Here is a 14264-nt window from a genome sequence, read left to right as displayed (position 1 = left end):
TCCGGTCAGCGCCCCTCGATCAGGTCGAGGGCCCGGTCCCAGCCGAAGTCGGGGCGCCCGCCGTCCGCCTCCTCCTCGCCCGTGTACGGGTCGCCGAAGCGCACTCCCATGCCGCGCAGCCGTTCCAGGCTCTCCCGGTAGGCGGGATGAGCGGCGAGCGCGTCGGCCACGCAGGGCAGGACGGCTATGGGGACGCCGAGGCCGCAGGCCTCGCACAGGGTGGCCACGGCGAGGGTGTCGGCGAGGCCGGCGGCCCACTTGTTGACGGTGTTGAAGGTGGCGGGCGCGGCCACGACGGCGTCGGGTGCCGGGAAGGGGCGCGCGTCGCCCGGCCGGCGCCAGGCCGACCGGATCGGGCGGCCGGTCTGCGTCTCGACGGCGGCGGCGTCGAAGAAGCCGCCCATGGCGGCCGGGGTCGCGAGGACGCCGACCTCCCAGTCGCGTTCCTGTGCGGCGGTGATCAGCTCGCCGACGCCGGCGGCCACGCCGGCGGCGCAGACGACGACGTAGAGGAAGGGCTTCTCGGTGCTCGGGGCCGGTCGGGTCACGCCGGAACCCTACTCAACGCCGGCGGTACCGGGCCCGGGGGGAACGGGCCGTCCCGCTCCGCCGGGCCCGTGTCGCGCGGCCGTCGGCGGTCCGCGGCCGGGATGCGGTAAGGATGGACCGTGCACCGGCCGGTGCCGGTCAGCCGTACGACGCGACGATGGGACGGAAACCATGCCTCTTGAGGGCGAGTACGAACCCAGCCCGACGCAGTGGGTTCGTGAGCAGGTGGAGCTGTACGAGAGCTCCGGCGGAACGCAGGGGACGACCCTGCTGGACACGGGCCTGCCCGTGATCGTGCTGACCACGCGGGGCGCCCGCAGCGGCAAGATCCGCAAGACGCCGCTGATGCGCGTCGAGCACGAAGGCCGCTACGCGGTGGTCGCGTCCCTGGGCGGGGCGCCCCAGCACCCGGTCTGGTACCACAACGTCAAGGCCGATCCCCGCGTGGAGCTCCAGGACGGCCCCGTGAAGCAGGACATGACGGCCCGTGAGGTCACCGGCGCGGAGAAGGCCGAGTGGTGGGAGCGGGCCGTCGCGGCGTTCCCGACGTACGCCGACTACCAGGAGAAGACGGACCGGGAGATCCCGGTCTTCGTCCTGGAACCGGCCGGCGGCAACTGACCGCGGTCCGGGCGAGGAAGTCCCGGGTCCGTGGGCATGGCCCGGCCGCGGCCGGGCACACGAAAATCAGGCCCCGCCGTGCTCCCCCGTCGCGGCGGGGCTTTCCGCTGCCTCCCGCGCGGGCCGGTCGGTGACGTCGAGGAAGATCTGCCGGGCCTCGGGGACGGTCCGCGCGATGGACCTCTTGATGCGCATGGACACCTCCTCCACCCGCTCGCTGTCCAGGCCGGGCACCAGGTCGATGCGGGCGGCCACCAGCGCGGAGTCGAGGCCCGTCTTCATCGTGAACAGCGCCTCGACACTGTCGATCTCCGGCTGTGCCCGGAGCAGCGCGCGGATGCGGCCGCTCGCCTCCGGATCCGCGGCCTCTCCGATCAGCTGGTCGCGGGCCTCGCGGCCCAGCCGGTAGGCCACGAAGACGAGCAGCGCGCCGATGGCGAGCGAGGCGCAGGCCTCCCACACGACCTGTCCGGTGACCATGTGCAGGGCCATGCCGATCATGGCGAGGGTGACGCCGAGCACGGCGGTGCCGTCCTCGGCGACGACCGTGCGCAGGGCCGGGTCGCGCAGCCCGGCGGCGACCCCGCCCTGCGCGCGTACCTGGTGCAGCGCCCGCAGCAGCGAGGCGCCCTCGGCGAGCAGGGCCACGCCGAGCACGATCAGCCCGGCCACGTAGCCGCCGAGCGTCTCCTCCGCGCCCGTCCGGAGGGCCTCGACGCCCTGGAAGAACGAGAAGCAGCCGCCCATGACGAAGATGCCCACGGCGGCCAGCAGGGACCAGAAGAAGCGTTCCTTGCCGTATCCGAAGGGGTGGCGGCTGTCGGCGGGGCGCCGGCTGCGGCGCAGTGCGGCGAGGAGGAAGACCTCGTTCAGGCTGTCCGCCACCGAGTGCGCCGCCTCCGACAGCAGCGCGGGGGACCCCGCGAGGAATCCGCCGACCGTCTTGGCGACCGCGATCACCAGGTTGGCCGCCAGGGCCACCAGCACGGTGATCCGCGTCCTGCGGTCCTCCTTGCCGGCGGCCTTGCCTCCGGTCCCGTCGTCCGCCTCTCCGTCGGTCCGCCCGTTCGCTGTCGTGTTCGAGGTTGTCCGGCTCACGTTTCGCCGACTGCCCCCTGCCGGCCCGGCTCACACCCGCCTTGTGGGTGGCTCACCAGTGCCGACGGCGGAAAACGGGGAACGCGTTACCAGGGCCCACCGACGACAGGGAGGTACGTCCCATGAGCGGCGACGACGGGACGCCCGGCAACAGCGGTTACGGCAGGAAGGCGTTCAAGCGGTCCAGGAGCCACTTCGCCGACCGGATCACGGCGGACGGCCGGGACGGCTGGCCGGTGGAGGCCGGCCGGTACCGGCTGGTGGTCAGCCGCGCCTGTCCGTGGGCGAGCCGGGCCCTGGTGTCCCGGCGGCTGCTCGGCCTGGAGGACGCCCTGTCCCTGGCGGTCGCCGATCCGGTCCAGGACGACCGCAGCTGGCGGTTCACCCTGGACCCGGACGGCCGTGACCCGGTCCTCGGCATCCGCTTCCTCAGCGAGGCGTACGACAGGCGGGAGACCGGCTATCCGGGCGGGGTGAGTGTGCCGGCGGTCGTCGACGTGCCCAGCGGGAGGCTGGTGACCAACGACTACCAGCAGATCACCCTGGATCTCGCCACCGAGTGGACGTCCCTGCACCGGCCGGGGGCACCCGACCTGTATCCGCACGCCCTGCGCGACGAGATCGACGAGGTGATGGCCGGCGTCTACCAGGACGTCAACAACGGCGTGTACCGGGCGGGCTTCGCCACCGGCCAGGACGAGTACGAGGCCGCGTGCTCGGGCGTGTTCCGCCGGCTGGAGCAGTTGGTCCCCCGGCTGGAGCGGCAGCGCTACCTGGTCGGGGACACGATCACGGAGGCGGACATCCGGCTGTTCACCACGCTGGTACGTTTCGACGCCGTCTATCACGGCCACTTCAAGTGCAACCGCTGGAAGCTGACGGAGAGCCCGGTGCTGTGGGCCTACGTCCGCGACCTGTTCCAGACGCCCGGCTTCGGCGACACCGTGGACTTCGACCACATCAAGCGCCACTACTACCAGGTCCACACCGGCATCAATCCGACCGGCATCGTGCCGCTGGGCCCGGACCTGTCCGGCTGGCTCACGCCGCACCACCGGCAGGAGCTGGGCGGCCGCCCGTTCGGCGACGGCACGCCGCCCGGGCCGGTGCCCGCCGGCGAGGAGGTACCGGAGCGCGGCAGGCCCTGACCCGCGGGCCGTGCTCGTCACGTCCCGATGTCACAAGCGAAACGAGAAGGAGACCCACGTGGGCAAGAAGAAGAAGCAGAAGCTCCCCCTCGCGTACAAGCCCGTCGGCTTCGTGCTGGGCTGGGCGGGCGGCGCGCTGGCCGGAATGGCCTTCCAGAAGACGTGGAAGGTGATCCGGCACGAGGACGACGCGCCCGACGCCCTGGACCCGGACCGCGGCTGGGGCGAGATCCTCCTGGCCGCGGCGGTCCAGGGCGCCATCTTCGCCGTGGTGCGCAGTGCCGTGGACCGGACGGGCGCCAAGGCGATCGAGCGCTCGACGGGTGTCTGGCCCGTGGGCGACAAGAGCGGACGGGACTGACCGGACGGAAGTCCGGCCGCCGCGCCGCACCCGCCGCGCCGACGGCACCCGGGCCGTGGGGCCTCAGCCCTGCTTGGGTGCCGTCGGCTGCGTACTGCGGCGCAGGGTGAAGGAGTGGCCCGCCGGGTCGGAGAAGCCGCGTTCCTCGTGCGGGCCCGCCGCGTCCTTCGCCTCCAGCGGACGCCCGCCGAGCCCCACGACCCCGCGCTCGGCCTCGTCCAGGTCCTCCACCACGAAGTCCAGGTGGGCCTGGAGGGAGTTCTCGGGGCGGGGCCAGCTCGGCGGGGTCGCGTTGACGTCCCGCCGGAAGCCCATGCGGAAGCCGCCGGGTGCCTCGATGTCGATGCGGTTGGCGGACACGTCGGTCTCCTCCGCGCCCAGCAGCTCCTTGTAGAACTCGGCGAGCTTCTCGGGTTCCGCGCAGTCGAGCACCACGACGCCCGCGTTGACCAGTGCCATGTCTCCTCCGAAGGATCCCGGGCACGGGACGCCGTGTCCCGCGGCCCTCTTCCTTGCGCATATCCCGGCCCGGCGGAATCAGTCGGCCACGGGCAACGCCGGTGCCGAGGCGCCTTTCTGACGAGGCGTCACAATGGGCCCTCCGTCGCCCCACCCGGCCTGTGACCTCGACCGCTCAGCGCGTGGACTGGAACGTCCGGCGGTACACCTGGGGCGAGACCCCGATCGCCGCGTGCAGGTGCTGACGCAGCGAGGCTCCCGTGGCGAAGCCGACCTGGCCGGCGATCCGGTCCACCGGAAGGTCGCTGGACTCGAGCAGATGCCGGGCCCGGGCGACGCGCTGCTGGGTCAGCCAGCGGCCGGGGCTGATGCCCACCTCGTCGTGGAAGCGCCGGGCGAAGGTGCGCAGGCTCATCCGGGCGTGCGCGGCCAGGCGGGCCAGCGTCAGGGGCTCGCCGAGGTGGTCCAGGGCCCAGGCCCGGGTCGCCGCCGTGCTCGCGGCGCCCTGCTCGGGCACCGGCTGTTCGATGTACTGCGCCTGTCCGCCGTCCCGGAAGGGCGGGACCACACAGCGGCGGGCGACCGCGTTGGCCAGTTCGCTGCCGTGGTCCTCGCGCACGAGGTGGAGGCAGACGTCGACGCCGGAGGCCGCGCCCGCCGAGGTGATGACGCGTCCGTCGGCCACGAAGAGGACGTCCGGGTCGAGGGGGATGTGCGGGAAGAGGTGCCGGAACCGGTCGGCGAGCTGCCAGTGGGTGGTCGCCCGCCGGCCGTCGAGGAGCCCGGCGGCGGCCAGCACGAAGGCCCCGGTGCAGATGGAGACGATGCGGGCGTCGGGGCGGATGCGCGCGAGGGCGGCGGTGACCTCGGGGGCCGGTTCGCCGGTGACCAGGGAGGGCGAGACGGCGGGGACGACCACCGTGTCGGCCGAGTCCAGGATCTCGGGTCCGTGGTCGGCGGTGACGGTGAAGTCCGCGTCGGTGCGCACCGGACGGCCGTCCACGGTGCAGGTGAGCACCTCGTAACGGCCGTCGGCGGCGCCGAGGATCCTGCTGGGGATGCCCAGCTCGAAGGGGTACGCGCCGTCGAGGGCCAGCACCACGACTCGTTCCGTCCGCCCGGCGGGGCGGTTCCTCTGCCTCATGGCACGATTCTATCGGAGCGTGGCAATCATGCCATTTCCCTGGAGGGCGGCGAGCGGCAGGCTGGGTCACCATGAGCGATGTGAAAACGATGCGAGCCATCAGCCAGGACACCCTCGGCGGTCCCGACGTGCTGCGCGAGGTACGGCTGGAACGTCCCGAAGCGCGCCCCAACGAGGTGCTGGTGCGGGTGCGGGCCGCCGGAGTGAATCCGACCGACTGGAAGCACCGGGCGAACGGCGGCTTCCTCGGCGAACCCCCGTTCGTCCTGGGCTGGGACGTCTCGGGCGTGGTGGAGGCGGTGGGGATCGGCGTCGCCGCGTTCCGGCCCGGCGACGAGGTCTTCGGCATGCTGTCGTACCCGTTCGGCCACGGCTCCCACGCCGAGTACGTCACCGCCCCGGCCCGCACCTTCACCCACAAGCCCGCAGGGATCGACCACGTCCAGGCCGGCGCGCTGCCGCTGGTGTCGCTGACGGCGTGGCAGGCCCTGGTGGAGCGGGCCGGCCTGCGGCAGGGGCAGCGGGTGCTGATCCACGCGGCGGCCGGCGGCGTGGGCCATGTGGCGGTGCAGATCGCCAAGGCCCGGGGCGCGCACGTGATCGGCACGGCGAGCGCGGGCAAGCACGAGTTCCTGCGTTCCCTCGGCGCGGACGAGACGGTGGACTACCGGGAGACGGACATCACCGAGGCCGTGAAGGACGTCGACGTCGTGCTGGACACGATCGGCGGCGAGACCTCACTGCGGTCCCTGCGCGTGCTGCGGCCGGGCGGGATCGTGGTGTCGATCCTGCCGGTCGGTTCGGACGAGTTCCACCAGGAGGCCGAGCGGCTCGGCGTGCGGGCGGTGCGGATGCTCGTCGACGCGGACCGGGCCGACATGCGGGAGATCGCCGGGCTGGTCGAGTCGGGCGCACTGCGGGCCTCGGTCGAGCGGACGTTCCCGCTGGCCGACGCGGCACGGGCCCACGAGCTCGGCGAGACGGGCCGTACGACGGGCAAGCTGGTTCTCGTGGTCGACTGACGGGCCGCGCTGTGAGAGTTCGCTGACATATGTCAATTGAACATGCTCAAACACGCTCGTTCGGGGTAACTTTCGATTGAGCTTGGGCAGTTGGGCCCCCGGAGCAGGCTGGAGGCATTGTCGTCGTGCGACAGGATTCCGCGTCGCTCACCAGGCATCTGCGCGTCCGCCGCGACCGGGGGCACACGGTGCTGGAGTTCCTCGGCGAGATCGACATCGCGTCGGCCGCCGAGATCCTCCCGCACCTGGACCGGGAGACGGGGCGCCCGGGCGCCCGGATCGTGCTCGATCTCGGCGGGGTCGAGTTCTTCGACTGCTCGGGGCTGCGGCTGCTGTACCGGGCCAGGCACCGGGTGCTCGACCGGGACGGCCAGGTGCACCTGGTGTGCACCCATCCCCTGACGCTGCGCATGCTGCGGATCACCGGACTCGCCCGGTTGCTGCCCCCGCGGCCGACCCTGGCGGAGGTGCTCGGCGTCAGTCCGTCGCCGGGGCGTCGAACAGGGCGCTGACCGACTCACCGTTGTGGATGCGGCGCACGGCCTCGGCCAGCGCGGGGGCGATGGACAGGATCCGCAGCTTCTCCGTGCGGTCGCCGGCCGGCACCGGCACCGTGTTGGTGCACACGATCTCCAGCACGTCGGGCTGCTCGCTGAGCCGGCCGAGCGCACCGGCCGCGAACAGCCCGTGCGTGCAGGCGAGCCGGATCGTGCGCGGCCCCTGCTCCCGCAGCCGGCCGAGGAGTTCGAGCATGGTGCTGCCGCCCGCGATCTCGTCGTCGAGCACGATGACGTCGCGCCCTGCGACGTCCCCGATCACGGTGCTGATGGTGACCCGGTCGTCGGCGTGCCGCTGCTTGGCGCCCGCCGCGACCCGGGCACCGAGCATGCGCGCGAACGCGGCGGCCTCCTTGGCGTTGCCGAGGTCGGGCGAGACCACCGTCGTGCGGGTCAGGTCGTACCGGCGGAAGTGCGCGGCCAGTTCGCGCAGCGCGTGCAGGTGGTCGACCGGGACCGCGAAGAAGCCGTGCACCTGGGGCGCGTGCAGGGTCATGGCGAGGACCCGGCCGGCGCCCGCCGCCACCAGCAGGTCGGCGACCAGACGTCCGCCGAGCGAGATGCGCGGCGCGTCCTTCTTGTCGGAGCGGGCGTAGGAGTAGTGCGGCAGGACGACGGTGATGCGCCCGGCCGACGCCCCGCGGGCCGCGTCGCACATCAGCAGCAGCTCGACCAGGTGCTCCTGCACCGGCTTGACCAGCGGCTGGACCAGGAAGACGTCCCGCTCCCGGCAGTTGGCCCGCAGCTGCACCTCCAGACAGTCGTTGGCGAACCGGCTGACCCGGACGGGGCTGAGGGGCACACCCAGATGCGCGCAGACCTCCTCGGCCAGCTCGGGGTGGGCACTACCGCTGAACACGGCGACGTCTCGCACGGACCGCTCCTCGCGTGATCCTGTCCGGCCGGAACCTCAGCTTACGGAAATCCGGTTGCGGCGTACCCGGGGGCGGGCGTCATGATGACGCCCGTCCGTGTTCCCTCAGGTCAGGATCCCTCGCATGCGCCGACTCCTCGACATCGCCCAGTGCCCCTTCCGGCCCACGGTTCTCGAGGACTCATCCCCGCATGCGCACTTTGAACATCGGAATCCTGGCCCACGTCGACGCCGGTAAGACCAGCCTCACCGAACGGCTGCTCTTCGACCACGGGGCCGTCGACCGGCTCGGCAGCGTAGACGCCGGCGACACCCGTACGGACGACGGCGAGATCGAGCGCCGGCGCGGCATCACCATCCGCTCCGCGGTCGCCGCGTTCACCGTCGGCGACACCCAGGTCAACCTGATCGACACCCCGGGGCACTCCGACTTCGTGGCCGAGGTCGAGCGCGCCCTGGAGGTCCTCGACGGCGCGGTGCTGCTGCTGTCCGCCGTGGAGGGCGTCCAGGCGCGGACGCGGGTGCTGATGCGGACCCTGCGGCGGCTGCGGCTGCCCACGCTCCTCTTCGTCAACAAGATCGACCGGTCCGGTGCCCGCGCCGAGGAGCTGCTCGACGGCATCCGGCACCGGCTGACTCCGCACGTGGTGCCCCTGACGGAGGTGGCCGCCGGGCTCGGCGGTGCCGGTGCCCGCGTCCGGCCCTGCCGTCTGACGGACCCGCCGGTGCGCGCCCGTGCCGCCGAGGTGCTCGCCGAGGTGGACCCGGGCATGCTGGCGGCGGTCGTGGACGGTCCGGAGCCGACCGCCGGCGAGGTGCGCGCCGCGCTCGCCGCCCGGACCGCCGACGGCTCGTGCCATCCGCTGTACTTCGGCTCGGCGCTCGGCGGCCAGGGCGTCGCGGAGCTGGCCGAGGGCCTGGTCCGGCTGGTCCCCGCCCGTTCACCGGCGGCCGGTCCGGTGCCACCGCGCGGCACGGTGTTCGCCGTCCGCCCCGGACCGGGCGGCGAGCGGACGGCGTATCTGCGGCTGTACGACGGCGAGGTGCGCCCGCGCCAGCGGCTGACCTTCCTGCGGCGCGAGTCCGACGGCCGGACCGGCGAGGTCCGCGGCCGGGTGACGCGCCTGGAGGTGATCGGCGGGGCCGGGACGCTCACCGCCGGGAACATCGCCGCCCTGTCGGGTCCGGCCGCCCTGCGCGTCGGCGACCGGCTCGGCCCCGTCACCGGCCGTGCGCCGCAGTTCGCACCGCCGACCCTGGAGACCCTCGTCCGGGCCCGGCGTCCCGAGCAGGCGGCGCGGCTGCGGTCGGCGCTGCTCGCCCTCGCCGACCAGGACCCGCTGCTGCACGCCCGCCCGGCGGAGTCCGGGGCCACCGCTCTGCTGCTGTACGGCGAGGTGCAGATGGAGGTCCTCGCGGCGACCCTGGCCGGGGAGTTCGGCATCGAGGCGGAGTTCTCGCCGGGGCGCGTCCGGTTCCTGGAGCGCCCGGCCGGCACCGGTGAGGCCGTCGACGAGATGCCGTGGCACGACCACACCCGCTACTGGGCGACGATCGGGCTGCGCGTCGAGCCGGGGCCGCGCGGCTCGGGCGGGGTGTTCGGGTACGAGACGGAACTCGGCGCCCTCCCCCGCGCCTTCCACCAGGCCGTGGAGGAGACGGTCCACGCCACGCTGCTGACCGGACCGGCCGGCGTGGCGGTGACCGACTACCGGGTGACGCTGATCCGCTCCGGTTTCAGCTCCCCGCTCAGCACGGCCGCCGACTTCCGCGGACTGACCCCGATCGTCCTGCGGAGGGCCCTGCGGCAGGCGGGAACGCGCCTCTACGAGCCGTATCACGCGTTCGAGGCCGAGGTGCCGCCGGACGCGCTGGCGCCCGTGACCGCGCAGCTCGCCGCGCTGGGGGCGGACTTCACCGGGACGACGGGGGGCGACCCCGCCTGGCTGATCTCCGGCGAACTGCCGGCCCGGCGGGTACGGGAGGCCGAACTGCGCCTGCCGGGGCTCACGCGCGGGGAGGCGGTGTGGTCCTCCCGCCCGTCGCAGGACCGGCCGCTGAAACCACCGCACTGACCGCCGGCCGCGCCTCCCGTCCGCCCGCACGCCGCCGCCTCATCTCCAACTGCACGGTCTGGCACGGGAGATGAGGGGCAGGCGGACAGTAGGAAGGAGGGCCTTCACCATGACGACTCCCATCAGGCACCTCCCCGGGCGGATGCCCGGCTGGGCCAAGGCGCTGAGCGCGATCGTGCTGGTGCTCGTCGTGCTGTTCGCGGGACTGCGGCTGAGCATCGTGCCGGGCCTCAAGGACCTGTTCGGTTCCGAGACCCACGACCGTTCGGGACCCGCGCTGCTGAAGTCCATCCAGGACATCAGCCGTTACGAGGCCGCCTCCGGTTCCTTCCAGGTCGTCGTGGACCTGGAGAAGGACACCAAGTTCCTGCCCGACGCGATCCGCGGCAGCCGCACCCTGTACGTCGGGGCCGGCACCGTCGACGCCTACGTCGACCTCGGCCAGGTGGGCGAGGACGACGTGACGGTGAACGACGAGCGCACCTCGGCCACGCTGCGGCTGCCGCACGCCGCGCTCGGCAAACCGGCCCTCGACCCCGAGCACTCGTACGCCGTCTCCAAGCAGCGCGGTCTCCTCGACCGTCTCGGCGACCTGTTCTCGGACAACCCGAACGGCGAGCAGGCGGTGCAGAAGCTCGCCGCCCGGCACATCGGCGAGGCTGCGAAGGACAGCGAGCTGACCGCGCGCGCCGAGGGCAACACCACGGCGATGCTCCAGGGCCTGCTGCGCTCCCTCGGCTTCGAGGAGGTACGGGTGACCTACGGCTCCTGAGCGCTTCCGGCGGCGCCGGGGCGGCCCCCCGGCCGGGCCGGAAAACGCCCCGGCATCCACGGCCACATCGCGGGTAACCGCCTCATCACGCGGGGACGTTGACTACTGGAGGACCTCATGGCTCGCGCCGTATCACGACCGAGTTTCCTGACGCGCCCCCGCACCGCCAAGGCGCGGGACACCGACCGGAGCGAACGGCGCCCGCTCGCCCTCCCGCTGCGCCTGCTGGCGATGACGCTGGCGTTCCTGTTCATGGTGGCGTTCGCGGCCGTACTGGCCCGGCTGACCCTGAACCCCTCCCCCGCCTCGGAGGCGCTGACGCACACCAACATGCATCCGGGGCGCTCCCTGCGGGCCTACCTCGACCAGCCCGCGCTGCGCGACGCCGTCAAGCAGATCGGCGGCAACCTGCTGCTGGGCGTGCCCTTCGGCGTCCTGGTTCCGGTGATCGCCCCGCGCACACGCGGGGTGCTGCGGGTGCTGCTGCTGACCGCCTTCGTGATGCTGCTGGTGGAGTTCGCGCAGGGTGCCCTGATCACCGGGCGGGCCTTCGACATCGACGACGTGATCCTCAACAGCACGGGCGCGCTGATCGGTTATCTGCTGCTGGGGCGGCGGACCAGCCGCGCCGTGCACGCGCGCCGGCCCCGCGACTGAGCGGGGCGGGCTTCTCCCGGAACGGGTTCAGGTGGTCCGTACCAAAGTATTGACGGACCCTTACCTCACTCCTTAAATCAAGAGGCGACACCCTTACCCCCCACCTCTGCCGGCGCCCCGTGACGGGGCGCCGCACGAAAGGGAGAGCCGTGGCCCGCCCACCCCTGCTCCGCAGATGTCTCCTCGCCGCAGCCCTGTCCGCCGGACTGGCCGCCTCGCTCGTCACCGGCTCCGCCGAGGCCCGGCCCGACAGGGCCGCGGCCGCCGGCAGCGCGGCCGCCGCCGTGACCTTCTCGGACACCTTCGACGGCCCGGCCGGTGCGGCCGTCGACTCCTCCAAGTGGCAGACCGAGACCGGCGACAACGTCAACAACCACGAACGGCAGTACTACACCTCCGGCACCAGGAACGCGGCCCTGGACGGCCAGGGGCACCTGGTCATCACGGCCCGCAAGGAGAACCCGGCCAACTACCAGTGCTGGTACGGCACCTGCCAGTACACCTCGGCCCGGCTCAACACCTCCGGGAAGTTCACCGCGCAGTACGGGCACGTCGAGGCGCGGATGAAGGTGCCGCGCGGGCAGGGCATGTGGCCGGCCTTCTGGATGCTCGGCACACCGGTCAACTGGCCCGACTCGGGCGAGATCGACATCATGGAGAACGTCGGCTTCGAGCCCTCCACCGTGCACGGCACCATCCACGGCCCCGGCTACTCCGGTTCGGGCGGCATCGGCGCCGGCTACACCCTGCCGGGCGGCCAGGCCTTCGCGGACGGCTTCCACACCTTCGCCGTCGACTGGGCCCCCGACTCGATCACCTGGTCCGTGGACGGCAACGTCTACCAGCGGCGCACGCCGGCCGATCTCGGCGGCAGGCAGTGGGTGTTCAACAAGCCCTTCTTCCTGATCCTCAACCTGGCGGTCGGCGGTTACTGGCCCGGCGACCCGGACGGCTCCACGGCCTTCCCGCAGACCCTCGTGGTGGACCACGTGTCGGTGACCACGAGCGACTCGGCGAACGGCGGCGCGATCCGCGGCCTGGCCGGCAAGTGCGTGGACGTCGCCGCCGCGAACACCGCCAACGGCACCCCGGTGCAGCTCTACGACTGCAACGGCACCGCCGCCCAGCGGTGGACGGTGGGATCCGACGGCACGGTCCGGGCGCTCGGCAAGTGCCTGGACGTCAACGCCGGCGGCACCGCGGACGGCACGGTCGTCCAGCTGTGGGACTGCAACGGCAGCGCCGCCCAGCGGTGGGTCGTCACCGGCGCGCGCGACATCGTCAACCCGCAGGCCGACAAGTGCCTCGACGTCACCGGCAACAGCTCGGCCAACGGCACCCGGCTGCAGATCTGGACCTGCACGGGCGGCGCCAACCAGAAGTGGACGGTCGGCTGACCCGAGGACGGGAGCCGGGGGTCCGCACGCGGGTCCCCGGCGCTCTCAGCCGGCGTGGAGGATCCTGAAGCGGCCGGGTTCCGCCGGATCCCGGTCGACGACCTGGACGGGCGGCCACGTCCACTGCCAGACGTCGATGCCCGGCGTGCGGGAGAACCGGATCGGCCCTCGGGTGCCCTCGACCGCGACCCGCGGCCAGGCCGCCGCCGTGCCCGCCCGGTCCGCGCCCTGGGCGCGCAGCGCTTCGGCGAGGACGACGACCGCGTCGTACCCCTCGAGGGCGACGAACGAGGGTGCCTCGGCCAGCCGCTCGCGCAGCGCCGACTCGACGCGTGCCCCGAGCGGGCCGAGGCGCTCGGGCAGGTAGCGCAGGAACGGGACCGCGGTGCCGTCCTCGCCCAGCGCCGCCGTCCACCCGGCGAACTCCGGCTGCCCGGCGGGAGCTCCGACGAGGACCCCGGCGAGGCGCCGGTCGCGACGGACGGCCCGGACGACCGACACCGCGGGCTCCGGGTGACCGGCCAGCAGCAGGAGAGCCGTGGCGCGGTGTGCGGCGATCTCTTCGCACACGTCCGCGGGGTCCAGCGCGCTCAGGTCGAGTTCGACGACCGTGCCACCGCTCGGGGCGAGGTGGTCCCGCAGGATGCGGGTCCCCGACGCCCAGTAGACGCTCGGCTGGGCCGCGACGGCGATCCGGCCGTGCCCCGCCCCGCGGAGGAAGTCCGCGTAGAGCCGCCAGCCGCGGGACTGTGCCGGGGCGAGGCGCGCGACCCGGTCAGTCGGCCGGTCGGTGAGCGCGTCGAGGACCGCCGACGAGCACAGGAACGGCACACCGAGGGCGTCGGCCCTGCCGGCCGCGGCACGGGCGGCGACGCTGTGGTACTCCCCCGCCAGGGCGGCCACGCCCAGGACCGCCAGTTCCTCCACGGCCGCCGCGGCCCTGTCCGGATCGGCCGCGGTGTCCCGGACGAGCAGTTCGAGCGGTCGTCCGAGGATCCCGCCGGCCTCGTTGACCTCGCCCACGGCCAGTTCGAGTCCGGCGAGCAGGTGCCGGCCCGCCTCGGTCCAGCCGGGCGGAGTGAGCGGGACGAGAGCCCCGATCCGTACGTTCTCCTGGAGCCGCCGCGACGGGCGCGCCTGGGTGACCATGCGGCACAGTGCATCCGCCGGTGTCGCCGGCGGGCAACCGATTATCCGTCCGTCGTCCGGTCCGGCGCGGGCCACCGCGGCGTCCAGGTGAACTTGTCCCCGCCCACCCAGCGGACCACGTCGGGGTCGTCGAGGTCGTGGACCCTGATGCCGAAGGCGGCGGCGGCCTCCAGGACGTCGATGACGGTCGTCGCCTCTCCGACCACCTGTCCGTCGATCTCCACGATCCGGAACGGCGGCGTGCCCGGCTGCACCCCGAGCACGAGGATCCGCGGACTGCCGATGTGCGGGCTCGCGATTTCGGTCATGCATCGAGGGTAGGCCGCAACCAGGGAAGCGGCGCCTCGTGACCGCGTCCTCGGGACCCCTGCGGGCGGGGCG

Annotated in this window: 16 protein-coding genes; 9 read left to right on the top strand and 7 right to left on the bottom strand. The window is 73.3% G+C overall.

What is annotated here, in order from left to right:
• Window positions 1-5: 5 nt before the first annotated feature.
• A complete protein-coding gene (locus AC0VYN_RS14170) occupies window positions 6-548 on the bottom strand; it encodes a flavoprotein (RefSeq protein ID WP_475536288.1) in 543 nt (180 codons plus the stop codon).
• Between the two features lie 172 nt (window positions 549-720).
• Here AC0VYN_RS14170 and AC0VYN_RS14165 point away from each other — a divergent pair, with 172 nt between their 5' ends.
• On the top strand, window positions 721-1170 hold the full coding sequence (locus AC0VYN_RS14165; RefSeq protein ID WP_475536287.1) for a nitroreductase family deazaflavin-dependent oxidoreductase: 450 nt from the start codon (window positions 721-723) through the stop codon (window positions 1168-1170).
• A 66-nt stretch (window positions 1171-1236) separates the two neighbouring features.
• Here AC0VYN_RS14165 and AC0VYN_RS14160 read toward each other — a convergent pair whose 3' ends face one another.
• Window positions 1237-2163, bottom strand: coding sequence for a cation diffusion facilitator family transporter (locus AC0VYN_RS14160; protein WP_475536882.1), 927 nt, complete (start codon window positions 2161-2163; stop codon window positions 1237-1239).
• A 227-nt stretch (window positions 2164-2390) separates the two neighbouring features.
• Here AC0VYN_RS14160 and AC0VYN_RS14155 point away from each other — a divergent pair, with 227 nt between their 5' ends.
• Together AC0VYN_RS14155 and AC0VYN_RS14150 are read left to right on the top strand one after the other, a co-directional pair.
• On the top strand, window positions 2391-3416 hold the full coding sequence (locus tag AC0VYN_RS14155; RefSeq protein ID WP_475536286.1) for a glutathione S-transferase family protein: 1026 nt from the start codon (window positions 2391-2393) through the stop codon (window positions 3414-3416).
• A gap of 58 nt (window positions 3417-3474) precedes the next feature.
• Window positions 3475-3777, top strand: a complete 303-nt coding sequence (locus AC0VYN_RS14150; RefSeq protein WP_475536285.1) for a DUF4235 domain-containing protein — start codon at window positions 3475-3477, stop codon at window positions 3775-3777.
• Between the two features lie 63 nt (window positions 3778-3840).
• Here the strand turns inward: AC0VYN_RS14150 and AC0VYN_RS14145 are convergent, their stop codons facing one another.
• Both AC0VYN_RS14145 and AC0VYN_RS14140 read right to left on the bottom strand, forming a co-directional pair.
• Window positions 3841-4236, bottom strand: a complete 396-nt coding sequence (locus AC0VYN_RS14145; protein ID WP_475536284.1) for a VOC family protein — start codon at window positions 4234-4236, stop codon at window positions 3841-3843.
• 175 nt (window positions 4237-4411) lie between these two features.
• Window positions 4412-5380: a GlxA family transcriptional regulator gene (locus AC0VYN_RS14140; RefSeq protein ID WP_475536283.1), complete on the bottom strand. Its 969-nt coding sequence runs from the start codon at window positions 5378-5380 to the stop codon at window positions 4412-4414.
• 71 nt (window positions 5381-5451) lie between these two features.
• Here AC0VYN_RS14140 and AC0VYN_RS14135 point away from each other — a divergent pair, with 71 nt between their 5' ends.
• Both AC0VYN_RS14135 and AC0VYN_RS14130 read left to right on the top strand, forming a co-directional pair.
• A complete protein-coding gene (locus tag AC0VYN_RS14135) occupies window positions 5452-6402 on the top strand; it encodes an NADP-dependent oxidoreductase (RefSeq protein ID WP_475536282.1) in 951 nt (316 codons plus the stop codon).
• A gap of 125 nt (window positions 6403-6527) precedes the next feature.
• A complete protein-coding gene (locus tag AC0VYN_RS14130) occupies window positions 6528-6914 on the top strand; it encodes an anti-sigma factor antagonist (RefSeq protein ID WP_475536281.1) in 387 nt (128 codons plus the stop codon).
• Here AC0VYN_RS14130 and AC0VYN_RS14125 read toward each other — a convergent pair.
• Window positions 6880-7833, bottom strand: a complete 954-nt coding sequence (locus tag AC0VYN_RS14125; protein ID WP_475536280.1) for a ribose-phosphate diphosphokinase — start codon at window positions 7831-7833, stop codon at window positions 6880-6882. The two genes, AC0VYN_RS14130 and AC0VYN_RS14125, sit on opposite strands and share 35 nt — an antisense overlap.
• 191 nt (window positions 7834-8024) lie before the next feature.
• Here AC0VYN_RS14125 and otr(A) point away from each other — a divergent pair, with 191 nt between their 5' ends.
• The 4 genes from otr(A) to AC0VYN_RS14105 all read left to right on the top strand — a co-directional run bounded on the left by otr(A) (window position 8025) and on the right by AC0VYN_RS14105 (window position 12734).
• The gene (gene otr(A), locus AC0VYN_RS14120) at window positions 8025-9908 is read left to right on the top strand and encodes a tetracycline resistance ribosomal protection protein Otr(A) (protein WP_475536279.1); all 1884 of its coding nucleotides are present in this window, start codon (window positions 8025-8027) and stop codon (window positions 9906-9908) included.
• 109 nt (window positions 9909-10017) lie between these two features.
• Window positions 10018-10680 (top strand): DUF4230 domain-containing protein, encoded by a 663-nt coding sequence (locus AC0VYN_RS14115; protein ID WP_475536278.1) that lies wholly within the window; start codon window positions 10018-10020, stop codon window positions 10678-10680.
• 117 nt (window positions 10681-10797) lie between these two features.
• Complete coding sequence (locus AC0VYN_RS14110) at window positions 10798-11337, top strand: VanZ family protein (RefSeq protein ID WP_385459316.1); 540 nt, start codon at window positions 10798-10800, stop codon at window positions 11335-11337.
• 149 nt (window positions 11338-11486) lie between these two features.
• Window positions 11487-12734 carry an RICIN domain-containing protein gene (locus tag AC0VYN_RS14105; RefSeq protein WP_475536277.1) on the top strand — a complete coding sequence of 416 codons (1248 nt, stop codon included), beginning with the start codon at window positions 11487-11489 and terminating at the stop codon, window positions 12732-12734.
• 45 nt (window positions 12735-12779) lie between these two features.
• Here the strand turns inward: AC0VYN_RS14105 and AC0VYN_RS14100 are convergent, their stop codons facing one another.
• Both AC0VYN_RS14100 and AC0VYN_RS14095 read right to left on the bottom strand, forming a co-directional pair.
• A complete protein-coding gene (locus AC0VYN_RS14100) occupies window positions 12780-13883 on the bottom strand; it encodes an ABC transporter substrate-binding protein (RefSeq protein WP_475536276.1) in 1104 nt (367 codons plus the stop codon).
• A 41-nt stretch (window positions 13884-13924) separates the two neighbouring features.
• The gene (locus tag AC0VYN_RS14095) at window positions 13925-14191 is read right to left on the bottom strand and encodes a hypothetical protein (RefSeq protein ID WP_475536275.1); all 267 of its coding nucleotides are present in this window, start codon (window positions 14189-14191) and stop codon (window positions 13925-13927) included.
• Window positions 14192-14264: the final 73 nt, after the last annotated feature.

Source organism: Streptomyces sp. 63XJN7_1_ISO-PGPR-S23-121 (assembly GCF_056173025.1).
This window is presented reverse-complemented; position numbering and strand designations above follow the sequence as displayed.